The sequence below is a fragment of the Citrobacter sp. MGH106 genome (assembly GCF_001037495.1).
GTDB lineage: Bacteria > Pseudomonadota > Gammaproteobacteria > Enterobacterales > Enterobacteriaceae > Citrobacter > Citrobacter murliniae.
The window spans coordinates 3,633,429-3,657,212 of the sequence record NZ_KQ089822.1; the positions used below are offsets into that span (position 1 = coordinate 3,633,429).

Genomic DNA, 23,784 nt, shown 5'->3' on the forward strand with positions numbered 1-23,784 from the left:
GCAGGCATAAGGATTGGAAATAAAAATGCCCGGTAACGCAAGGTTTACCGGGCATTGGTGAGTTTGTGCACAAAAATCAGGTGCAGCAGCTTATGGCGTTACACCGCCGTCTGGAAAATCACGCTATCCGCTTTCTCGGTGTACTGAGAAAGTTGGTCAAAGTTCAGATAACGGTAAGTATCCACGGCCGTTTTATCCACCTGTGCCACATAGTTCTGGTACTCTTCCGGCGTTGGCAGTTTACCAATAAGCGCCGCAACAGCCGCCAGCTCAGCAGAAGCCAGGAAGACGTTAGCACCAGTACCCAGACGGTTCGGGAAGTTACGGGTAGAGGTAGAAACTACCGTCGCGCCATCAGCCACACGCGCCTGGTTACCCATGCACAGTGAACAGCCAGGGATCTCGATACGCGCCCCGCTCTTACCAAAGACGCTGTAGTAGCCTTCTTCAGTCAATTGCGCGGCATCCATACGGGTTGGCGGAGCCACCCACAGGCGCGTCGGCAGTTGGCCTTTATGCGCATCCAGCAGTTTACCTGCCGCACGGAAGTGACCGATGTTAGTCATGCAGGAACCGATGAACACTTCGTCGATCTTCTCGCCCTGCACGTCAGACAGCAGACGCGCATCGTCCGGATCGTTCGGCGCGCACAGGATTGGCTCTTTGATATCAGCCAGATCGATATCGATCACTGCCGCATATTCGGCGTCAGCATCGCCTTCCAGCAGTTGCGGATCGGCCAGCCATTTTTCCATACCCTGAATACGACGCTCCAGCGTACGGCGATCGCCGTAACCTTCTGCGATCATCCACTTCAGCAGAACGATGTTAGAGCTGAGGTATTCAATGATCGGCTCTTTGTTCAGCTTGATGGTACAGCCCGCAGCGGAACGCTCAGCAGAGGCATCGGTCAGCTCAAACGCCTGTTCAACTTTCAGATCCGGCAGACCTTCGATTTCCAGAATGCGACCAGAGAAGATGTTTTTCTTACCTTTCTTCTCAACGGTCAGCAGACCCTGTTTGATCGCGTACAGCGGAATGGCGTGAACCAGGTCGCGCAGGGTGATACCCGGCTGCATTTTGCCTTTGAAACGCACCAGAACGGATTCCGGCATATCCAGTGGCATTACACCAGTCGCAGCAGCAAACGCTACCAGGCCAGAGCCTGCCGGGAAGGAGATACCGATCGGGAAACGGGTATGAGAGTCACCACCAGTACCCACGGTATCCGGCAGCAGCATGCGGTTCAGCCAGGAGTGGATAACACCATCGCCCGGACGAAGCGATACGCCGCCACGGTTCATGATGAAGTCAGGCAGTGTATGGTGCGTGGTCACGTCTACCGGCTTCGGATACGCCGCGGTATGACAGAACGACTGCATAACCAGATCTGAAGAAAAGCCCAGACACGCCAGATCTTTCAGTTCATCACGGGTCATTGGGCCGGTGGTATCCTGAGAACCTACGGAGGTCATCTTCGGTTCGCAGTACGCGCCCGGACGGACACCTTTCACGCCACAAGCGCGACCAACCATTTTCTGTGCCAGAGAGAAGCCACGGCTGCTTTCAGCCACATCTTTCGCCTGACGGAATACGTCGCTGTGCGGCAGACCAAGCGCCTCACGCGCTTTGGTTGTCAGGCCACGGCCGATAATCAACGGAATACGGCCACCGGCACGCACTTCGTCGATCAGTACTTCAGTTTTCAGCTCAAAGCTTGCCAGCAGTTCACCTGTTGCGTGGTTACGCACTTCACCTTTGAACGGGTAAACGTCAATCACATCGCCCATGTTCAGGTTAGACACATCGACTTCGATTGGCAGTGCGCCCGCATCTTCCATGGTATTGAAGAAGATGGGCGCAATTTTGCCGCCGAGACACAAACCGCCGCCGCGCTTGTTCGGGACATGAGGAATATCATCGCCCATGAACCACAACACGGAGTTGGTTGCAGATTTACGTGAAGAACCGGTGCCGACAACATCACCTACGTAAGCCAGCGGGTAACCTTTTTTCTGCAACTCTTCGATCTGTTTGATCGGGCCAACGCTGCCCGGCTGATCCGGCTCGATACCTTCACGGGCGTTTTTCAGCATTGCCAGAGCGTGCAGAGGGATATCCGGACGAGACCAGGCATCCGGCGCCGGGGACAGGTCATCGGTGTTGGTTTCACCCGTCACTTTAAACACGGTAACGGTGATTTTCTCAGCCAGTGCAGGCCGATTCAGGAACCATTCTGCATCAGCCCAGGATTGCATCACCTGCCTTGCATATTCGTTGCCTGCTTTGGCTTTCTCTTCTACATCATAGAAATTATCGAACATCAGCAGTGTTGAAGAGAGGGCTTTGGCGGCAATCGGCGCCAGTTTTGCATCATCCAGAGCATCAATCAGCGGATGAATGTTGTAACCACCCTGCATAGTACCCAGCAGTTCAATGGCTTTTTCTGGTGTCACCAGCGGGGAGGTTGTGTCGCCTTTCGCGACAGCGGCAAGAAAACCGGCTTTTACATAAGCGGCTTCATCTACGCCAGGAGGAACGCGGTTGATCAACAGGTCTAACAGGAATTCTTCTTCGCCCACAGGCGGAGTCTTCAGCAGCTCGACAAGTGCGGCCATTTGGGTTGCATCTAAAGGTTTTGGCACAATCCCAAGGGCGGCACGCTCAGCTACGTGCTTACGGTATTCTTCTAGCACGACGGTATCTCCTCGCTCTCATTGTCATATGCGGTAGGCGATTCTCTTCACGCTCCTGTGAGACAGCAGTTTGTAGGGTAAATGCCCGGTACCGCATAGGGCACAATAACAGGATTTTCATTAAGTGTTAATCTGTTTACAAAAAAGTAACATAAAAAATTGGCTGAATCGTTAAGAATGGTATAGCGGAAAGAAAGGGCAAAATTCGAGCACAAAAAACGCTGTGCAGCCGTAACTTGCAAGAGTGACCTTCCGAATATTCCAGCGGCTTTTCAACCATCAGATATAATTGTGTAATAAATGTTCACACTCTTTATCCGGACACTACGGGCGGTTTCCCAATAAAAGTCAAAACTGTAAAACACGGGTGATTGATACTCGCGGCAACAAGAACGCCTCACGGCACAACGCTTGTCTCGTTGGAGTCATTTTATGAAGTTGCCCATTAAGCCACACCTGCTCGTCCTTTTGTGCAGTGCCGGGCTGTTTGCCGCCTCAGGCGTAATGCTCGTCAAAAGTCGCACAACGGAACCTGCAGCTCCTGCGCCTGTCGAGCAAGCCCCTGCCGCAGCGGCCCCCGCAGCCGCGCCAGCCGATCAACCTGCACCGACCGTAACGCCAACATACTCCGCCGCGCAAATCGATCAGTGGGTTGCGCCAATTGCGCTCTATCCCGATGCGTTGTTGTCGCAAATATTGATGGCCTCAACCTACCCGGCCAACGTTATTCAGGCTGCGCAATGGTCGAAAGACAATCCCAAAATGCAGGGTGATGCCGCTATTCAGGCCGTAGCCGGACAACCGTGGGATCCTAGCGTGAAATCGCTGGTCGCGTTTCCTCAGTTGATGTCGCTGCTGGGAGAAAATCCGCCGTGGGTACAAAATCTGGGCGATGCTTTCCTCGCGCAACCAAAAGACGTCATGGATTCTGTTCAACGCCTGCGCTTACTGGCGCAGCAAACTGGTGCATTACAATCAACGCCGCAGCAGACTGTCACCACCGTGACAAAACCGGCACCCGCTAAAACCACCAGCAGCGAGTCGACAACAAGTGCCACGACTACCACGACCAGCCCGACGGTTATCAAGATTGAGTCTGCCGACCCACAGGTGGTTTACGTCCCCACCTATAACCCAAACACAGTTTACGGGACCTGGCCAAACACCGCCTATCCGCCGACCTATTTACCGCCATCACCCGGCGAGCAATTTGGCAACAGCTTTGTTAACGGTCTGGGCTTCAGCCTCGGTGTGGCGACAACCTATGCAATCTTCAGCAACATCGACTGGGATGATGATGACGACGACTGGGATCACCACCACGATAATGATTACAACCACCATGGCAGTTATAACCGCAACGGTGATAACAACATCAATATCAACGTTGATAACTTCAATAAAATCAGTGGGCAGCGTCTAACTGATGCCAACCGCACCTGGCAGCATAATCCGGCGTATCGCGAAGGTGTACCGTACCCTAATAACCAGCTCAATAACCGTTTCCACTCCACCAACTCAGCGACCGGGCTCAGTGCTACACAGCAAAAACCAGTCAACCGTGATAGCCAGCGTCAGGCGGCCATGTCCCAGATGGAGAAATCGACGGGGAAAACATTCCCTCAAACAACGCGTCCGGGGACTAAAGATGCACAGCGCCTGGCTTCAAACCAACAGTTGAAGCAGATTTCCCAGCGTAATAACTATCGTGGTTACGACACAAAACCGCAAACCGCGAAGCGGACATCCTCACAACAGCGAGAGAACCGCCAGGCAACACCGCAGAGACAGGAAAAACGGGTTTCGCAAACGGCGCAACAACGCGGTCATCAACAGCGAAATATGCAACAACGAACCAGCCAGCCACGCGCCAATGCGTTAAGTGGCAATGATAGCCGTTCAGGAAGTTGGCAGGCACAGCAACAGCGAGGCGCCCAGAGCCGGCAAATATCCCGCAACCAGGCATCGCGCCAGGCACCAGCCGGGCGTACTGAACACCGTGAATTCCGTCATCGTTAAGGGAGCCGACATGAAAATACAATTACTCAGTGTGATAGTGCTGTTCATGGTTTCGTCCGTCGCGATGGCGCAACAACAATTCAGCACACCAGCTCAGGCAACCGATGCTCTGGTTAATGCCATCAGCGAGCAAAATGAAGGTGCCATGAGCAACCTGCTTGGGGAGAACTGGCGCGACTTTCTGCCGCCGGAAGGTGTGGATCCTGATGCCGTTGATCTCTTCCTGCGCGACTGGAAAGTGAAACATGACACCGTCATCAACGGTGATATGGCACATCTGATCGTCGGAGACAGTGACTGGCAGCTCCCAATCCCTGTGATCAAAACTGCCGATGGATGGCAATTTGATATGCAGGAAGCTGCCGAAGAGATCCAGACCCGCGAGATCGGTCGCAACGAGCTTGCCGCGATTGAAGCACTTCACGCGTATGTTGATGCGCAGCAAAGCTATTTTGCGATGAACCAGAAATATGCAAAGAAAATTGTCAGCTCAGATGGCAAAAAGGACGGTCTTTATTGGCCGGTAGCCCCCGGTGAAGCACCCAGCCCTCTGGGTCCCGCCTTCAGTCCACAGGAACCAGGTACGGGTTATCACGGTTATCATTTCCGCATACTTCCCGACAAAGCCAGTGGTTTTGCGATGATTGCCTGGCCCATCAGTTACAGTCATACCGGTGTAATGAGCTTTATTATTAGTGGGGATGATACGGTTTATCAGGCCAATCTTGGCGCAACATCCCAGCAGAAAGCGCAGGCAATGACCGAATACAGCCCTGATAAATCCTGGCAACCTGTAGCGCCCTGAGTCTCCAGCACTTTGGCTATACGGATCTAAAGCGTCAGATTAGTTGCTGTTATGCTTCAGGCAAAAAAAACGCCTCCGAAGAGGCGTTTTCACAAAAGTGGGAAGATTATTTTTTCTTCGCTTTCGGGTTCGGCAGGTCGGTAATGCTACCTTCGAACACTTCTGCCGCCAGGCCCACAGACTCGTGCAGAGTCGGGTGCGCGTGGATGGTCAGCGCGATATCTTCAGCATCACAGCCCATTTCGATCGCCAGACCGATTTCACCCAGCAGCTCGCCGCCGTTGGTGCCGACAATCGCGCCACCGATAACACGGTGAGATTCTTTGTCGAAAATCAGTTTGGTCATACCGTCTGCGCAGTCGGAAGCGATAGCACGGCCAGAAGCAGCCCACGGGAAGGTGGCGGTTTCATAGCTGATGCCTTTTTCTTTCGCTTCTTTCTCAGTCAGGCCAACCCATGCAACTTCTGGTTCAGTGTACGCAATGGATGGGATAACTTTCGGATCGAAGTAGTGTTTCTTACCGGCGATAACTTCAGCAGCAACGTGACCTTCGTGAACACCTTTGTGCGCCAGCATCGGCTGACCGACGATATCGCCGATTGCAAAGATGTGCGGTACGTTGGTACGCAGTTGTTTGTCAACACGGATGAAGCCACGGTCATCAACTTCCACGCCAGCTTTACCAGCGTCGAGGTTCTTACCGTTCGGCACACGACCGATAGCCACCAGCACGGCGTCATAACGCTGTGCTTCTGCCGGCGCTTTTTTGCCTTCCATGGAAACGTAAATACCGTCTGCTTTTGCTTCAACGGCAGTCACTTTGGTTTCCAGCATCAGGTTGAATTTCTTGCTGATACGTTTGGTGAAGACTTTAACCACGTCTTTATCGGCAGCCGGGATAACCTGGTCAAACATTTCAACCACGTCGATCTCTGAACCCAGCGCATGGTACACAGTACCCATTTCCAGACCGATGATACCGCCACCCATAACCAGCAGGCGTTTTGGTACGGTTTTCAGCTCCAGCGCGTCGGTGGAATCCCACACGCGCGGATCTTCATGCGGAATAAACGGCAGTTCGATCGGACGGGAACCCGCCGCGATGATCGCGTTGTCGAAGTTGATCACGGTTTTGCCGTTTTCGCCTTCAACTTCCAGGGTGTTCGCCCCGGTAAATTTACCCAGACCGTTTACCACTTTCACTTTACGGCCTTTGGCCATACCAGCCAGCCCGCCAGTCAGTTGGGTGATAACTTTTTCTTTCCAGGTACGAATCTTGTCGATATCGGTTTTCGGCTCGCCGAAAACAATACCGTGCTCTGCCAGTGCTTTGGCTTCTTCGATAACTTTTGCTACGTGCAACAGTGCTTTAGAAGGGATACAGCCGACGTTCAGACAAACACCACCGAGGGTGCTGTAACGTTCTACGATGACGGTCTCCAGACCTAAATCTGCGCAACGGAAGGCAGCAGAGTAACCTGCAGGGCCTGCCCCAAGTACCACGACCTGAGTTTTGATTTCAGTGCTCATCATGACCTCTTAATTTATACCCGTCGTCCACCGGGTCGTTCTATCCGCCAGTATTTTACAAAATTGTTAACAATTTTGAAACAACAAACGGCAACCGATTTGTCTTTCGCACAATAACCTCACTGACTTCATGAGATTACCAGAAAAAAGCCGGCCGTCGGGCCGGCTTTTTCGCTTACATCACCAGACGGCGAATGTCAGACAGCGTGTTGTTGATGATGGTGATAAAGCGAGCACCATCAGCACCGTCAATCACGCGGTGGTCGAAGGAGAGTGAAATCGGCATCATCAGACGCGGAGTAAACTCTTTACCGTTCCACACCGGTTCAATAGCAGACTTGGACACGCCGAGAATAGCCACTTCAGGCGCGTTCACAATCGGTGCGAAATGGGTAGTACCCAGGCCGCCGATGCTGGAGATAGTGAAGCAACCGCCCTGCATTTCGCCAGCAGTCAGCTTACCATCACGCGCTTTCTTGGAGATCGTAGTCAGTTCACGAGACAGCTCGGTAATGCTCTTCTTGTTCACGTCTTTAAAGACCGGAACGACCAGACCATTCGGGGTATCAACCGCAACACCGATGTTGATGTATTTCTTCAGCGTCAGCTTCTGGCCATCTTCGGACAGGGAGCTGTTAAAGCGTGGCATCTGCTCAAGAGCAGCGGCAACGGCTTTCATGATGAAGACAACTGGTGTGAATTTCACGTCCAGTTTACGTTTCTCAGCTTCGGCGTTCTGCTGTTTACGGAACGCTTCCAGATCGGTGATATCGGTTTTGTCGAAGTGAGTAACATGCGGGATCATCACCCAGTTACGGCTCAGGTTAGCACCAGAGATTTTCTGGATACGGCCCAGTTCCACTTCCTCGATTTCACCAAACTTGCTGAAGTCCACTTTCGGCCAAGGCAGCATGCCCGGAATACCGCCGCCAGCCGCAGCTGCCGGTGCAGATTCAGCGCGTTTAACCGCATCTTTCACGTAAGCCTGAACGTCTTCGCGCAGGATACGACCTTTACGGCCCGTCCCTTTCACTTTCGCCAGGTTCACACCAAATTCGCGCGCCAGGCGACGAATCAGCGGAGTCGCGTGGACGTAAGCATCGTTTTCTGCGAAGTCAGATTTACCTTCAGCTTTCGCCGCCGGAGCAGGTGCAGCAGCCTGTGCAGGTGCTGCGGCCGGAGCCGGGGCAGCGGCTTGTGCCGGAGCGGCAGCTGGTGCTGCGCCTTCTACTTCGAAGATCATAATCAGAGAACCGGTTTTCACTTTGTCGCCAGTACTGATTTTGATTTCTTTAACGGTACCCGCGAACGGAGCCGGCACTTCCATAGACGCTTTGTCACCTTCAACGGTGATCAGTGACTGCTCAGCGGCAATTTTATCGCCCACTTTCACCATCACTTCGGTCACTTCAACTTCGTCACCGCCGATGTCCGGTACATTAACTTCTTTAGAACCCGTGGCAGCCGGAGCCGCCGCTGCGGCTGGTGCAGCAGCCTGAGCAGCTGCAGGCGCGCTGCCTGCTACTTCGAAGACCATGATCAGGGAGCCGGTAGACACTTTGTCGCCAGTGCTGATTTTGATCTCTTTCACGGTGCCCGCGAACGGTGCCGGGACTTCCATAGAGGCTTTGTCGCCTTCTACAGTAATCAGAGACTGTTCAGCCGCAACGGTGTCGCCCACTTTGACCATGATCTCAGTGACTTCAACTTCGTCACCGCCGATGTCCGGTACGTGTACATCTTTCGCTGCCGCAGCAGCAGGAGCAGCTGCAGGAGCGGCTTCTTTCTTCTCTTCTGCCGGAGCAGGTGCAGCAGCTGCTGCACCGTCGGCGGAATCGAAAATCATGATCAGTTTGCCGGTCTCAGTTTTATCGCCAACAGAGACTTTAATCTCTTTAACGATACCCGCCTGAGGGGACGGAACTTCCATAGAGGCTTTGTCGCCTTCTACGGTGATCAGCGACTGTTCAGCTTCAACTTTGTCGCCCACTTTGACCAGGATCTCGGTGATTTCAACTTCATCAGCCCCGATGTCCGGTACATTGATTTCGATAGCCATTATTCTTTTACCTCTTACGCCAGACGCGGGTTAACTTTATCTGCATCGATATTGAATTTAGTGATAGCGTCAGCAACCACTTTCTTATCGATTTCGCCACGTTTAGCCAGTTCGCCCAGTGCCGCTACAACCACATAAGAAGCGTCAACTTCGAAGTGGTGACGCAGGTTTTCACGGCTGTCAGAGCGACCGAAGCCGTCAGTACCCAGTACACGGTAATCATCAGCCGGTACGTAAGTACGAACCTGTTCGGCAAACAGTTTCATATAGTCAGTAGATGCTACAGCCGGCGCGTCGTTCATCACCTGAGCAATGTACGGAACGCGTGGGGTTTCCAGCGGATGCAGCATGTTCCAGCGCTCACAATCCTGGCCATCACGCGCCAGTTCAGTGAAGGACGTGACGCTATACACGTCAGAACCTACGCCGTAGTCGTTCGCCAGGATCTGCGCTGCTTCACGTACGTGACGCAGAATAGAACCGGAGCCCAGCAGCTGAACTTTACCTTTGCTACCTTCGAGGGTTTCGAGTTTGTAGATACCTTTACGGATACCTTCCTCGGCACCTGCTGGCATTGCCGGCATGTGGTAGTTTTCGTTCAGCGTGGTGATGTAGTAGTAAACGTTCTCTTGTTTCTCGCCGTACATGCGCTCCAGACCATCATGCATGATGACTGCAACTTCGTACGCGTAAGACGGATCGTAAGAGATACAGTTCGGGATAGTCAGAGACTGAATATGGCTGTGACCATCTTCGTGCTGCAGACCTTCACCGTTCAGCGTTGTACGACCGGAAGTACCACCGATCAGGAAGCCGCGCGCCTGCTGATCGCCCGCCTGCCAGCACAGGTCGCCGATACGCTGGAACCCGAACATGGAGTAGTAAATGTAGAACGGGATCATCGGCAGATCGTTGGTGCTGTAAGAGGTCGCAGCAGCCAACCAGGACGCGCCAGCACCCAGTTCGTTGATACCTTCCTGCAGGATCTGACCTTTCTCGTCTTCTTTGTAGTAAGCAACCTGCTCACGGTCCTGCGGAGTGTACTGCTGGCCGTTCGGGCTGTAGATACCGATCTGGCGGAACAGACCTTCCATACCGAAAGTACGTGCTTCGTCGGCGATGATCGGCACCAGACGATCTTTGATCGACTTGTTCTTCAGCATCACGTTCAGGGCACGAACGAAAGCGATAGTGGTGGAGATTTCTTTGTTCTGCTCTTCCAGCAGCGCACCGAAGTCTTCCAGAGCCGGCAGCTCCAGTTTCTCGGTGAAGTTCGGCTGACGAGCCGGCAGGTAACCGTGCAGTTTCTGACGCTGAGCGTGCAGATAGGTATGCTCTTCAGAACCTTCCGGGAAGGTAATGTAAGACAGGTTTTCAACCTGCTCATCGGTTACAGGAACGTTGAAACGGTCGCGGATGTAACGCACGCCGTCCATGTTCATTTTCTTAACCTGGTGCGCGATGTTTTTACCTTCAGCGGTGTCACCCATGCCGTAACCTTTGATGGTATGGGCGAGGATTACAGTTGCTTTGCCTTTGGTTTCCTGCGCTTTTTTCAGTGCTGCGTAGACTTTCTTCGGATCGTGACCACCACGGTTCAGAGCCCAAATCTGTTCGTCAGTCCAGTCAGCAACCAGTGCTGCGGTTTCCGGGTATTTACCGAAGAAGTGCTCACGAACGTAAGCGCCATCTTTGGATTTGAAGGTCTGGTAGTCGCCATCAACGGTTTCGTTCATCAGTTGGATCAGTTTACCGCTGGTGTCTTTACGCAGCAGCTCATCCCAACGACCGCCCCACATGACTTTGATCACGTTCCAGCCAGCGCCCGCGAAGATGCCTTCCAGTTCGTTAACAATCTTGCCGTTACCGGTGACCGGGCCGTCAAGACGCTGCAGGTTACAGTTGATAACAAAGACCAGGTTGTCCAGTTTTTCACGGGTCGCGATGGTGATCGCACCTTTAGATTCTGGCTCATCCATCTCGCCGTCGCCCAGGAAGGCGTAAACGGTTTGTTTAGAGGTATCTTTCAGACCACGGTGTTCCAGATACTTCAGGAATTTAGCCTGGTAGATAGCACCGATTGGACCCAGACCCATAGAAACGGTCGGGAACTGCCAGAATTCTGGCATCAGTTTCGGGTGCGGGTAGGAAGACAGGCCTTTGCCATGAACTTCCTGACGGAAGTTGTTCATCTGCTCTTCAGTCAGACGACCTTCCAGGAATGCGCGTGCATAGATGCCCGGAGAGATGTGGCCCTGGAAGTAAATCAGGTCGCCGCCATCCTGCTCGTTGCGTGCACGGAAGAAATGGTTGAAGCAAACATCATATACCGTTGCGGAGGACTGGAAGGATGCCATGTGGCCACCCAGCTCGAGGTCCTTTTTAGACGCACGCAGTACGGTCATGATGGCGTTCCAGCGGATAGCAGAACGAATACGACGCTCCAGCTCCAGATTGCCCGGGTATTCCGGTTCATCTTCAACGGCAATAGTGTTTATATAATTGCTGGCCCCTGCACCTGCCGCTACTTTCACGCCGCCTTTGCGGGCTTCTGAAAGCAGTTGGTCGATCAGATACTGAGCACGCTCAACACCTTCTTCACGGATGACCGATTCGATCGCCTGTAGCCAGTCGCGAGTTTCGATCGGATCCACGTCATTTGGGAAACGTTCTGACATGGGGGTATTCCTTATCTATCTAGTACGTTGAGTTATCTGGAACCTGTCCCATTGTGTTCTTGCTCGCAAGAGCACAATAAGACAGGTTCTGCGTTTAGTTGCCGCGCACTTTAATTGGCGCATGATTTACAACATCTTCTGGTTAACTTTCTGCCAGAAAAATCACTAATTCTTTCGTTGCTCCAGACGGCGTAAGGCGCGTTCACGACGGCTTTCCTCACGACTTCTGTCCAGCAAAATTTCTTCGATAAACGCCAGATGACGGTGGGACGCTTCGCGTGCCTCTTCTGGCTTACCGGCAATAATTGCCTCAAAAATACGGGTGCGGTGACTGCTAACCAGTGGCAGCATTTCCCGACGCGCATACAGCAATTCAAAGTTTTGGCGGACGTTCTGGGCCAACATGGGCTCCATACACCTTAGCAAATGGAGGAGCACTACATTGTGTGCCGCCTCAGTGACAGCAATTTGATACTGGAGAACCGCATCAGACTCGCCGTCAAGATCGCCGGACTGTTGAGCAAGCTCGATTGCATGGTGGAGTTCACGGATACGCGTTTTATCTTCATCCGTGCTGCGCAGTGCTGCGTAATATGCAGCAATACCTTCCAGCGCATGACGCGTCTCAAGCAGGTCAAACTGGGATTCAGGATGGTCGGAGAGCAGTTCGACCAGTGGGTCGCTAAAGCTCTGCCACAGGCTACTCTGCACAAAAGTGCCACCGCCCTGACGACGAAGCAGCAAACCCTTCGCTTCAAGGCGTTGGATCGCCTCGCGTAAAGAGGGGCGGGATACGTCGAACTGTTTTGCCAGCTCGCGTTCCGGTGGGAGTTTTTCTCCGGGGCGAAGTGTCCCCTCAAGAATTAAAAACTCCAGCTGCTGCTCAATCACATCGGAGAGTTTTGGTTGGCGGATTTTGCTGTAGGCCATGATTTCCTGTCTTAAGCCATTTGCCCGAAGTCAATTGGTCTTACCAATTTCATGTTCTTGACGCTAAAGTAACAAAGTATTCACCTTCTGTCCATACAGGTTTTGATTGAAATCAGTAAAGCGGGCACATTTTAACAACATTACAGAAATAACGTTTCAAACATGTAACTATGCACAAATGTTAAATTTACCCATCACGGAGTAGTTTTAACGTAATTGAAACGAAAAAATATCTTATCTGAACCGATTCAACTCTCAATTTATCGATTTTGTAAGCACAATTTTCGAATAAAAATTCATATCGGAAATTTTGTGGTAGATAATCCTGTGTTTACAAATGGTTTCTTTTTATTCAACTCGTCATCCCCCCTTCATAAAGCAGGTGCATTCGCGTCCGCATAACATTATTCTGTCCAGGACAAAAGTATTTAGGCAACATTTTACCTACCACTGCCGTAAACAAAACAATACAACAAACGGAATTGCAAACTTACACACGCGTCACTGCGTGGTTCAAAAAATAGGTACTCGAATATAAAGAGTAAAACCACACACGAGGTTTCATGATGGAAAGTCAACAGCATGGCGATCAGCTAAAGCGCGGCCTTAAAAACCGCCATATACAGCTTATCGCGCTGGGTGGCGCGATAGGCACCGGGTTATTCCTCGGGAGCGCATCCGTTATTCAGTCTGCAGGGCCGGGTATTATTCTGGGTTACGCTATCGCCGGCTTTATTGCCTTTTTGATAATGCGTCAGTTGGGTGAAATGGTGGTTGAAGAGCCAGTTGCAGGCTCCTTCAGCCACTTTGCTTATAAATATTGGGGCGGTTTCGCAGGTTTTTCCTCCGGCTGGAACTACTGGGTACTGTACGTACTGGTTGCCATGGCCGAGTTGACTGCCGTCGGGAAATACATTCAGTTCTGGTGGCCAGAAATTCCAACCTGGGTTTCTGCTGCGGTCTTTTTCGTTGCTATCAACGCCATCAACCTGACCAACGTTAAAGTGTTCGGTGAGATGGAGTTCTGGTTCGCCATTATTAAAGTCATTGCGGTCGTGGCGATGATCCTGTTCGGCGGCTGGTTGCTGTTTAGCGGCAACGGTGGCCCGCAGGCCAGCGTCAGTAACTTGTGGGATCAAGGTGGCTTCCTGCCACACGGTTTCACCGGTCTGGTCATGATGATGGCTATTATCATGTTCTCCTTCGGTGGACTTGAGTTGGTTGGCATCACGGCTGCAGAAGCGGATAACCCGGAACAAAGCATCCCCAAAGCGACCAACCAGGTTATTTACCGTATCCTGATTTTCTACGTAGGCTCCCTGGCCGTTCTGCTCTCTTTGATGCCGTGGACGCGTGTGACAGCAGATACCAGCCCGTTCGTACTGATCTTCCACGAACTGGGAGACACATTCGTCGCTAATGCGCTGAACGTCGTGGTGCTGACCGCTGCTCTTTCTGTTTATAACAGCTGTGTATATTGCAACAGTCGTATGCTGTTCGGTCTGGCTCAGCAGGGTAATGCGCCAAAAGTACTGATGAGCGTGGATAAACGCGGTGTACCAGTCAACACGATCCTGGTCTCTGCGCTGGTTACGGCTTTATGCGTACTGATTAACTATCTGGCACCGGAATCCGCATTTGGTTTACTGATGGCACTGGTGGTTTCTGCACTGGTGATCAACTGGGCAATGATCAGCCTCGCGCACATGAAGTTCCGCAAAGCGAAACAACAACAGGGCGTTGCCACCCGCTTCCCGGCGCTGTTCTATCCGATGGGTAACTGGATCTGCCTGATTTTCATGGCAGCTGTACTGGTGATTATGCTGATGACACCAGGCATGGCAATCTCTGTTTACCTGATCCCGGTGTGGATTGCCATTCTTGGTATTGGCTATCTGTGCAAACAAAAAACAGCCAGGGCTGTTAAAGCGCATTAATTATACCCCCTACCTGCATAAGGTAGGGGGTATTACCTACGCCGTCCGGCAACAATACGTTAAATCAACGTCCCGTAAATCGTCAGCAGCGCAATAACGACCACCACTACGAACGAAGTTTTCTTGGCCATTGAAACAGCGGCTTTAGGTGTTTCTACTTTATCGGTGTGAGATTCACGCGCCAGCGAGAACTGCGCCAGGCGAGTTAACACCTGATATTGCGAAGTATGCAGATCTCCCAGCGAGGCAAACCAGGCAGGTAGCGCCTTTTCACCATGCCCCAGCAGCGCATAGACCACACCGGCAAGACGTACCGGGATCCAATCCAGCACATGCAGAATCGCATCAATACCCGATTGTAAACGCTGATGAGGTGTCTGATAACGCGCCAACCAGGACTGCCACGCGCGCAGAAAAGCATAGCCTACCAGCGTCACCGGTCCCCATGGGCCACCGACGATCAACCAGAATAACGGCGCCAGGTAAAAGCGAAAGTTGTTCCATAACAGCGCATTTTGCAGTTCACGCAAAAACTCACGCTCATCACAGTCCGGTGGAACACCATGGATAAGCGTGAGTTCGCTGGCCATCGCCTCACGGGCATGTGCATCATTACGCGAAGCCGCATTCAGGTATGCATGGTAATGAAGACGAACCTTACCTGCGCCAATGCACAGCAAGCCAATTGAGATCCAAACCACCAGCAGCGGGACATTAAACAGCAGCCCATGCAGGGCTCGCAGCAGCAAAAACGTCACCGCCATCGCGATAATTGTCATTCCTGATGTGCGCGCCATAGAAAAATGTTTTATCCGGCGGAAGAAGGCTTCGAGCCTGTGGTCAAGCTGCCAGTGTTCACCCAGCTTAAACAGGCGTTCAACCATCAACACCAGCAATGTTGTAAACAGCGTCATGTCATCTCCTTGTGTGACGAGGGGGTGACCAGGGCGCGAAACCTTGCCCAGTCAAAAGACGGACCGGGATCGGTCTTACGCTCAGGCGCAATATCACAATGCCCGGTTATGTTACTGGCAATTTCCGGATAACGCTGAATCAGAGCATGCGTAACGGCTGCCAGTTGCTGGTACTGCGCATCGGTATAGGCCAGCGTATCCGTTCCCTCCAGCTCAATACCAATCGAAAAGTCATTACAGCGTTCACGTCCCTGATAGTTCGATACACCTGCATGCCAGGCGCGTTTATTAAAAGGGACATACTGCACAATCTCGCCGTCGCGACGAATCAGACAATGGGCAGAAACGCGCAAATGGGCGATCTCTGCAAAAAAAGGGTGGGCATTGGGATCAATTGTTCCAGTGAATAACGCGTCTATCCACGGACCACCAAATTCACCAGGCGGCAGACTGATGTTATGAACCACCAGCAAAGAAGGGGTTTCGTCGTCCGGGCGGCAATCGTAATGTGGAGAAGGAACGCGTCGTGCCTCAGCCAGCCAGCCCTCATCTAACAACATGCAGAATCTCCTTATTGGTGGTGCTCATATCAGGTTCAGGGTAGCATGTTTCTACCTTATGATTCGTTAGCAATTTGGAGTTTTATCATGCCGCCTCGCCGCTATAACCCTGACTACCGACGTGACGCGCTGTTGGAACGCATAAACCTCGATATCCCTGCTGCTGTTGCCCAGGCACTGTGCGAAGATTTAGGTGGGGAAGTTAATGCCAATAACGATATCACCGCGCAACTTTTGCCTGAGGATATGCGTTCCCACGCTACCGTAATTACGCGTGAAGATGGCGTTTTTTGTGGAAAACGCTGGGTGGAAGAGGTCTTTATTCAGCTTGCTGGCGATGATGTAAGCGTCACCTGGCATGTCGAAGATGGCGACAGTATTAAAGCTAACCAGCCGCTGTTTGAACTGGACGGTCCTTCCCGTGTATTACTTACAGGTGAACGCACCGCGCTCAATTTTGTGCAAACGCTGTCCGGTGTCGCCAGCGTGGTGCGCAGTTACGTCGACCTGCTGGCAGGGACAAATACCCAACTTCTCGATACGCGTAAAACCCTGCCGGGACTCCGGACAGCGCTGAAATATGCCGTACTATGCGGCGGCGGCGCAAATCATCGACTAGGGCTTTCGGATGCATTCCTGATTAAAGAAAACCACATTATTGCTTCCGGATCGGTACGTCAGGCTGTCGAAAAAGCCTTCTGGCTGCATCCGGACGTACCGGTCGAAGTCGAAGTTGAAAATCTGGATGAACTGGACGACGCGCTGAAAGCTGGGGCGGACATTATCATGCTGGACAATTTTGAGACCGATCAAATGCGCGAAGCGGTTAAACGCACCAACGGCCAGGCCCGTCTGGAAGTCTCAGGGAACGTCACCCACGAAACGCTACGCGAATTTGCCGAAACCGGCGTGGATTTCATCTCCGTAGGTGCACTGACAAAGCACGTTCGCGCCCTCGATCTCTCTATGCGTTTTCGTTAATAGCAAAGTGTATTGCCCGATGGCGCTTCGCGTATCGGGCCTTCTTCCCCGCTTATTCGGCAATTTCTTCGAGCCTTTTCGCAAATACGCCATCTTGCGTTGAAAGAAATATAGATATCTCTGAACCCACCTTCCCGTTTTGTTTTTTGCCTCTCGCAAACGCTCCCTCCTGTTTGCCAAAGTAGCGCCAGCTAACTCAAGGAGAGAACAATGGACAAGCAACGAGGCTTCACGCTTATCGAACTTATGGTAGTCATTGGCATCATTGCCATTCTCAGTGCTATTGGTATTCCGGCCTATCAAAATTATCTGCGCAAAGCAGCACTAACAGACATGCTGCAAACCTTTGTCCCCTATCGTACGGCAGTCGAACTCTGCGCACTGGAGCATGGCGGAACTGAGACCTGTGATGCCGGGACCAATGGTATTCCCTCTCCAGCCACGACCCGCTATGTCTCCGGCATGAGCGTTGAAAAGGGCGTGGTTACCCTCACCGGGCAGGAAAGCCTGAACGGTTTGAACATCACCATGACGCCAAACTGGGAAAATGCCAACGGTATTACCGGCTGGAGCCGTAACTGCGGCATCTCAAATGACAGCGCTTTGCAGCAGGCCTGTGAAGACGTTTTCCGATTTGATGCGCAGTAAGAGGACAAGAGATGAATACCACACAACTGACAGCACTGTGCCAGCGTTATCAGGGCATATTGTTGGATGCAGACCATGACGTGGTGCATATTGCCGTCGTGGATGCCCCATCTCACGAACTGCTGGACGCTTTGCATTTTGCGACTACAAGACGCATCGACATCGTGTGCTGGACTCGTCAGCAAATGGAAGGTCACTCGCACAATACACGGGCGAGGCTTCCGGCAATCGTCCCTGAAAGCAGTGTTACCGCAGCAGAATTGCTGGATCAGACGTTGCAATCCGCTCTGGCGAAACGCGCTTCTGATATTCACATTGAACCAGCAGAACATCGCTACCGAATAAGGTTACGCGTGGATGGTGTTCTTCACACCTTACCAGATATCGCGACGGATACAGGCATTGCCCTCACTGCAAGGTTAAAAGTATTAGGGAGTCTGGACATTGCTGAGCACCGGCTTCCACAAGATGGGCAGTTTACCATTGATATTTCAGGAGAACCGATCTCGTTTCGCATCGCGACGTTACCCTGTCGTCATGGTGAAAAAGTGGTGCTGAGATTGCTGCATCAGGTTGAGCAGACGCTGTAGATCAAGGCGTTGGGAATGCAGAACGCGCAACTGGCGGCATTTTCACAAGCATTACAGCAACCTCAGGGGCTGGTTCTGGTAACCGGGCCTACCGGGAGTGGCAAAACGGTTACGCTGTACAGCGCGCTGCAAACCAGAAACTCCCCGGATGTGAATATCTGTAGCGTGGAAGACCCAATAGAGATCCCGATCGAAGGACTCAACCAGACTCAAATTCACCCACGCGCAGGTCTCACGTTTCAGAGCGTATTACGTGCGCTACTGCGACAGGACCCCGACATTATCATGGTGGGTGAAATCCGCGACGGCGAGACGGCTGAGATTGCCCTCAAAGCCGCGCAAACCGGTCATCTGGTCCTTTCAACTCTGCATACCAACTCCACCAGTGAAACGCTGATACGCCTGCAGCAAATGGGCGTAGCACGGTGGATGATCGCCTCAGCGTTGACGCTGGTGATTGCGCAGCGACTCGTCAGAAAACTGTGTCCCTATTGTCGACAACGTCTTGACTCCCCCATCACACTCCCGGCTACGCTGTGGCCCACCCCACTTCCACGCTGGCTGGCGCCTGGCTGCGAACACTGTTATCACGGTTATTATGGCCGCAGTGCATTGTTTGAAGTCCTGCCCGTCACACCAGCATTACGACAGTGCATCGCCAGCGGCACATCCATCGACATCGTGGAATCGGATGCACAGCAGGCGGGGATGCTCACACTTTTCGGTAATGGATGTCAGGCCGTTGAACAAGGATTAACAACGTTTGAAGAGCTGATCCGCGTACTGGGTATGCCCCATGTCAGCTAAACAACTCTGGCGCTGGCATGGAATTAACAACGAGGGACAACCAATGGAGGGGGCTCTTTGGGCGGATACTCGCCCTTCGCTAATATTGGCGTTGGAGCATTCGCATATTACACCGATACGCGTTAAGCGCATGAAGGTTAAAACCTCACAATGGAGCAGAACAAGAAGTCGCGAAGCGATACACCAGTTAGCCACGTTACTTAAAGCAGGACTGACACTTTCCGAAGGATTAGCGCTACTTGCCGAGCAACATCCCAGCAGCCAATGGCAGGCGTTACTACGCACACTGGCTTACGATATGGAACAGGGCATTTCACTTTCCACTTCACTTTCACAATGGCAGCACGTATTCCCTCCATTGTACCAGGCGATGATTCGCACGGGAGAACTCACCGGTAAGCTGGACGACTGCTGTTTTGAACTCGCCCGACAACAGAAAGAACAGCAACAGCTTACTGATAAAGTTAAAAAAGCGCTTCGTTATCCGGTCATCATTCTCACAATGGCTGTCATGGTGGTGCTCGCCATGCTGCATTTTGTACTGCCTGAATTTGCTGCCATCTATCGTACATTCAACACCCCGTTGCCGGCACTGACGCAGGGAATTATTGCTGTCGCACAATACAGTAGTCGATGGGGGTGGCTGGCGGGATTACTCGGACTGGCATTGGGGCTGGCATACTGTCTGGTAAAGCAGAAACCCTACTACCTTATTCAGCGTCAGAGATTTCTTCTGTGTTGCCCTATCATAGGGCCACTGGTAAGGGGCCAAAAACTCACGCAGATCTTTACCGTCCTGGCGTTAACACAAAGTGCAGGCATTCCCTTTTTGCAAGGTCTGGAGAGTGTGGCCGAAACGCTGGCTTGCCCTTTCTGGTCGCAACGTTTAGCGCAAGCGCACCGAGACATCAGTGCCGGAAAACCGATCTGGCTGGCACTCAAAAATGCCGGAGAATTCAGTCCATTGTGTTTACAGCTGGTGAGAACAGGAGAAACGTCCGGCTCGCTGGATGCAATGTTGCAAAATCTGGCACGACATCATAGCGAGAACACAATGTCACAGGCAGAGAACCTGGCTGCGCTACTTGAGCCTGCGCTGCTTGTCATTACAGGGTTGATTATCGGTACACTGGTTGTCGCGATGTATTTACCGATTTTTCACCTGGGAGATGCGATGAGCGGTGTGGGGTAATCCTCAGATGCCGGATGGCGGCGTAAACGGTTTATCCGGCCTACGAAGCACATAACGTAGGCCTTCAAGCAGCACACCATCAGGCATTTTACGATTGACTATCTGTTTTTACAGACTATTGAAAACACGGTTTTCTTGTTCCTGAACACGAATAAACGTTGTACGTTTAGTCAGCTCTTTCAGGCGGGATGCACCTACGTAAGTACAGGCAGAACGCAGACCACCAAGGATGTCACGAGCCGTATTATCAACCGGGCCACGCAGCGGTAGCTTAACGGTTTTGCCTTCCGCTGCACGGTATTGTGCTACACCACCAACGTGGCGCGTCATGGCGGATTCAGAACTCATACCATAGAACAGCATGAATTTTTCACCGTTCTCTTCGACCACTTTACCACCGCTTTCTTCGTGACCGGCCAGCATGCCACCAAGCATCACAAAGTCTGCACCGCCACCAAACGCTTTTGCCACATCACCGGGCATCGTGCAGCCGCCGTCGCTGACAATCATTCCGCCCAGACCGTGAGCGGCATCAGCACATTCAATAACAGCAGAAAGCTGTGGATAGCCCACACCGGTTTTTACACGCGTGGTACAAACAGAACCTGGACCAATACCAACTTTGACAATATCAGCACCAGAAAGCACCAGTTCTTCACACATTTCGCCGGTAACGACATTGCCCGCGCAAATCGTTTTTGTCGGCCATGCTTCGCGCGCTTTCGACACAAACTGCACAAAATGCTCTGAGTAACCATTTGCCACATCGATGCAGATAAAGTTCAGCGCAGGATTCAGGGCCAGGATTTGTTTGGTTTTTTCAAAATCAGCGTCAGAGGTCCCGGTTGAAACCATCACGTGTTTCAGTACATCAGCAGAAGTACCCGCGATGAAAGCAGCCCAGTCTTCTACAGAATAGTGTTTGTGCACAGCGGTCAGGATGTCGAAGGATGCAAGTGCCGTAGCCATTGCAAATGTCCCGACGGTGTCCATATTCGCGGCGATAATAGGTACGCCGGACCAGGTCTGACCTGAATGTTTAAAGGTAAATTGACGTTCCAGCTCAACATCGGAACGGCTTTTGAGAGTAGAACGCTTAGGGCGGATAAGAACGTCTTTGAAACCTAACTTCAGATCTTCTTCGATACGCATGTGCGGATTCCTGGGGTTAATGGCTAAAAATCGAAACTCACAACTCCAGTGACGCTATCATACGCACTAATCAATACCGCGCAAGACTGCGAAATTCTCTTTTTTTACGCTACAATCCCATAAATTTACCTGGCGAATAGTAGGTTAATCCTGCAACAGCCTCGCCTTCGCATGCTTAACTTTTAACTGTTTGATAATCAAACTTAAACTCCAGGATCTGGATCTATGAGGTATACGGTAGCCTTAACCGGCGGTATTGGCAGTGGTAAAAGTACCGTTGCGAATGCGTTCGCTGACCTCGGAATAAACGTGATTGATGCAGATATTATTGCGCGTCAGGTGGTCGAACCAGGTATGCCAGCGCTCAAGGCGATTGCCGAACATTTTGGCTCCGAACTCATTGCTGCAGATGGATCGTTACAACGGCGAATTTTACGCGAACGTATTTTTTCCGATCCTGATGAAAAAGCCTGGCTGAATGCCCTGCTCCATCCGCTTATTCAGCAGGAAACTCAGCGCCAGTTTCAACAAGCAACCTCTCCTTATCTGTTATGGGTTGTACCTCTGCTGGTTGAGAATTCATTGTATAAAAAAGCCAATCGCGTGCTCGTGGTTGATGTTACTCCCGAGACACAGCTCAGACGCACCATGCTGCGTGATGATGTGACTCGCCAGCATGTAGAACAAATTCTGGCTGCCCAGGCCTCGCGTGAAGCGCGTCTTGCCGTGGCAGACGATGTTATTGATAATAATGGCGCACCGGATGCCATCGTCTCGGATGTTGCCCGCCTGCACGCGCTCTATTTGCAATGCGCGTCGCAGTTTGTCTCACAGGAAAAACCGTAATGCACACCCAGGTCCTTTTTGAACACCCTCTCAATGAGAAGATGCGTACATGGCTGCGCATTGAATTTCTAACTCAGCAACTCTCCGTTAATTTACCCATTGCAGACCATGCAGATGCACTGCATTTTTTCCGCAACATTGGGGATTTACTGGATGTCTTTGAACGGGGTGAAGTGCGTACCGAACTCCTCAAAGAACTGGAGCGACAACAGCGTAAACTTCAGGCCTGGGTTGAAGTTCCCGGCGTCGATCAAAACCGAATTGACTCTCTGCGCCAGCAGTTAAAAAACGCAGGCAGTATTTTAATTTCGGCCCCGCGCATCGGACAAACATTGCGTGAAGATCGCTTAATTGGTCTGGTTCGCCAGCGTTTAAGTATTCCTGGTGGGTGTTGCAGTTTTGATTTACCAACTCTGCATATCTGGTTGCACTCATCGCAGGCGCAGCGTGACGAACAGGTCGGGCGCTGGATTGCCAGCCTGGAGCCCCTCAATCAGGCGCTGACGCTGGTTCTTGATTTAATCCGTAATTCTGCACCGTTTCGCAAACAGACCAGTTTGAACGGATTTTATCAGGATAATGGCGAAGATGCAGATTTGCTGCGTTTGCAATTGCCGCTTGATTCGCAGCTTTATCCGCAAATATCTGGCCATAAAAGCCGTTTTGCCATCCGCTTTATGCCACTGGATAGTGAGAATGGCCAGGTACCCGAGCGTCTCGATTTTGACCTGGCATGCTGTTAAGGAATGAATATGTCTGAACAAACTATCGTCAACTGTCCAACCTGTGGAAAGCCTGTCGTGTGGGCTGAAACCAGTCCGTTTCGCCCATTCTGCAGCAAACGCTGCCAGCTAATTGATTTAGGTGAGTGGGCAGCAGAAGAGAAACGTATCCCCAGTTCCGGCGATCTGTCAGAAAGCGATGACTGGAGCGAAGAAAAAGAATAGTAAGACTTAAACCCGCGCGCCATCAGGTATACATGCTTTATGCCGGATGGCAGCGTCGCCTCATCCGGCATAAGAACTACATATTTTGCTTTAACTTCGTAATAACGGGTTCATTTGCCGGCGGAAAATCTTCCGCATTCAGCGCGTTTTGCGCAATCCACTGAGACGGTTGTCCCTCTTTTCCCCACGGCGTGCCTTCCCAACTGTCTACCAGCCAAAACCACAATGTGATATGCCGATCCGGAAACTGATATTCCAGTTTTTCGAACAACCGTCTCTGAATTGGCGTAATCCCAACCTCTTCCTGTAGCTCACGAATCAGAGCTTGTTCAGGTGTTTCACCTGATTCAATTTTCCCACCGGGAAATTCCAGCTTGTTAGCCATATGAACATCAGCGGCGCGCTGAGTAATAAAAATCTCATTCTGCTGATTACGAATAATTCCAACAGCGATTTGCAGTGTTTTCATATTGTACGTCCATAAAAAAGGCG

At 51.7% G+C, this 23,784-nt stretch carries 18 protein-coding genes and 1 pseudogene; 10 read left to right on the top strand and 9 right to left on the bottom strand.

Going from position 1 to position 23,784, the window contains the following annotated elements:
• Positions 1–98: 98 nt before the first annotated feature.
• Positions 99–2,696, bottom strand: coding sequence for a bifunctional aconitate hydratase 2/2-methylisocitrate dehydratase (gene acnB, locus SK36_RS17020; RefSeq protein WP_048222044.1), 2,598 nt, complete (start codon positions 2,694–2,696; stop codon positions 99–101).
• Between the two features lie 432 nt (positions 2,697–3,128).
• Here acnB and SK36_RS17025 point away from each other — a divergent pair, with 432 nt between their 5' ends.
• Together SK36_RS17025 and SK36_RS17030 are read left to right on the top strand one after the other, a co-directional pair.
• Positions 3,129–4,715, top strand: coding sequence for a DUF3300 domain-containing protein (locus SK36_RS17025; RefSeq protein WP_048222045.1), 1,587 nt, complete (start codon positions 3,129–3,131; stop codon positions 4,713–4,715).
• A gap of 10 nt (positions 4,716–4,725) precedes the next feature.
• Positions 4,726–5,520, top strand: a complete 795-nt coding sequence (locus SK36_RS17030) for a DUF2950 family protein (RefSeq protein ID WP_048222046.1) — start codon at positions 4,726–4,728, stop codon at positions 5,518–5,520.
• Between the two features lie 106 nt (positions 5,521–5,626).
• Here the strand turns inward: SK36_RS17030 and lpdA are convergent, their stop codons facing one another.
• From lpdA to pdhR, 4 genes are all read right to left on the bottom strand, one after another.
• Positions 5,627–7,051 (bottom strand): dihydrolipoyl dehydrogenase, encoded by a 1,425-nt coding sequence (gene lpdA / locus SK36_RS17035; RefSeq protein WP_045439872.1) that lies wholly within the window; start codon positions 7,049–7,051, stop codon positions 5,627–5,629.
• 175 nt (positions 7,052–7,226) lie between these two features.
• Positions 7,227–9,110 (bottom strand): pyruvate dehydrogenase complex dihydrolipoyllysine-residue acetyltransferase, encoded by a 1,884-nt coding sequence (gene aceF / locus SK36_RS17040; RefSeq protein ID WP_048222047.1) that lies wholly within the window; start codon positions 9,108–9,110, stop codon positions 7,227–7,229.
• A 14-nt stretch (positions 9,111–9,124) separates the two neighbouring features.
• The gene (aceE, locus tag SK36_RS17045; RefSeq protein WP_045439866.1) at positions 9,125–11,788 is read right to left on the bottom strand and encodes a pyruvate dehydrogenase (acetyl-transferring), homodimeric type; all 2,664 of its coding nucleotides are present in this window, start codon (positions 11,786–11,788) and stop codon (positions 9,125–9,127) included.
• A 165-nt stretch (positions 11,789–11,953) separates the two neighbouring features.
• Positions 11,954–12,718 carry a pyruvate dehydrogenase complex transcriptional repressor PdhR gene (pdhR, locus tag SK36_RS17050; protein WP_003018699.1) on the bottom strand — a complete coding sequence of 255 codons (765 nt, stop codon included), beginning with the start codon at positions 12,716–12,718 and terminating at the stop codon, positions 11,954–11,956.
• Between the two features lie 563 nt (positions 12,719–13,281).
• On the opposite strand from pdhR, the gene aroP reads away from it, so the two are divergent.
• Positions 13,282–14,655 carry an aromatic amino acid transporter AroP gene (gene aroP / locus SK36_RS17055; protein WP_167493945.1) on the top strand — a complete coding sequence of 458 codons (1,374 nt, stop codon included), beginning with the start codon at positions 13,282–13,284 and terminating at the stop codon, positions 14,653–14,655.
• Positions 14,656–14,714: 59 nt separating this feature from the next.
• Here the strand turns inward: aroP and ampE are convergent, their stop codons facing one another.
• Positions 14,715–15,569, bottom strand: coding sequence for a beta-lactamase regulator AmpE (gene ampE, locus SK36_RS17060; protein ID WP_048222048.1), 855 nt, complete (start codon positions 15,567–15,569; stop codon positions 14,715–14,717).
• The gene (gene ampD / locus SK36_RS17065; RefSeq protein WP_048222049.1) at positions 15,566–16,129 is read right to left on the bottom strand and encodes a 1,6-anhydro-N-acetylmuramyl-L-alanine amidase AmpD; all 564 of its coding nucleotides are present in this window, start codon (positions 16,127–16,129) and stop codon (positions 15,566–15,568) included. Before ampD ends, ampE begins: the two co-directional genes overlap by 4 nt.
• Before the next feature lie 87 nt (positions 16,130–16,216).
• Between ampD and nadC the strand changes: the two genes are divergently transcribed.
• From nadC to hofC, 4 genes and pseudogenes are all read left to right on the top strand, one after another.
• A complete protein-coding gene (nadC, locus tag SK36_RS17070; protein WP_045449439.1) occupies positions 16,217–17,110 on the top strand; it encodes a carboxylating nicotinate-nucleotide diphosphorylase in 894 nt (297 codons plus the stop codon).
• A 210-nt stretch (positions 17,111–17,320) separates the two neighbouring features.
• Positions 17,321–17,758 (top strand): prepilin peptidase-dependent pilin, encoded by a 438-nt coding sequence (gene ppdD, locus SK36_RS17075; RefSeq protein WP_045439856.1) that lies wholly within the window; start codon positions 17,321–17,323, stop codon positions 17,756–17,758.
• 11 nt (positions 17,759–17,769) lie between these two features.
• Positions 17,770–19,155, top strand: a pseudogene (gene gspE, locus SK36_RS23925) (type II secretion system protein GspE).
• Positions 19,145–20,347, top strand: a complete 1,203-nt coding sequence (gene hofC / locus SK36_RS17090) for a protein transport protein HofC (protein ID WP_048222052.1) — start codon at positions 19,145–19,147, stop codon at positions 20,345–20,347. Before gspE ends, hofC begins: the two are co-directional and overlap by 11 nt.
• Positions 20,348–20,455: 108 nt before the next feature.
• On the opposite strand, the gene SK36_RS17095 is transcribed toward hofC, so the two are convergent.
• Positions 20,456–21,499: a GMP reductase gene (locus tag SK36_RS17095; protein ID WP_048222053.1), complete on the bottom strand. Its 1,044-nt coding sequence runs from the start codon at positions 21,497–21,499 to the stop codon at positions 20,456–20,458.
• A gap of 225 nt (positions 21,500–21,724) precedes the next feature.
• Here SK36_RS17095 and coaE point away from each other — a divergent pair, with 225 nt between their 5' ends.
• The 3 genes from coaE to yacG are packed head-to-tail and all read left to right on the top strand — an operon-like array spanning position 21,725 to position 23,292.
• Entirely contained in the window at positions 21,725–22,345 is a 621-nt protein-coding gene (gene coaE, locus SK36_RS17100) for a dephospho-CoA kinase (RefSeq protein WP_048222054.1), read from the top strand.
• Positions 22,345–23,088: a cell division protein ZapD gene (gene zapD, locus SK36_RS17105; RefSeq protein WP_045439837.1), complete on the top strand. Its 744-nt coding sequence runs from the start codon at positions 22,345–22,347 to the stop codon at positions 23,086–23,088. The genes coaE and zapD overlap by 1 nt, the downstream gene beginning before the upstream one ends.
• A 9-nt stretch (positions 23,089–23,097) precedes the next feature.
• Complete coding sequence (gene yacG, locus SK36_RS17110) at positions 23,098–23,292, top strand: DNA gyrase inhibitor YacG (RefSeq protein WP_045439835.1); 195 nt, start codon at positions 23,098–23,100, stop codon at positions 23,290–23,292.
• 76 nt (positions 23,293–23,368) lie between these two features.
• On the opposite strand, the gene mutT is transcribed toward yacG, so the two are convergent.
• A complete protein-coding gene (gene mutT / locus SK36_RS17115; RefSeq protein WP_048222055.1) occupies positions 23,369–23,761 on the bottom strand; it encodes an 8-oxo-dGTP diphosphatase MutT in 393 nt (130 codons plus the stop codon).
• Positions 23,762–23,784 lie beyond the last annotated feature (23 nt).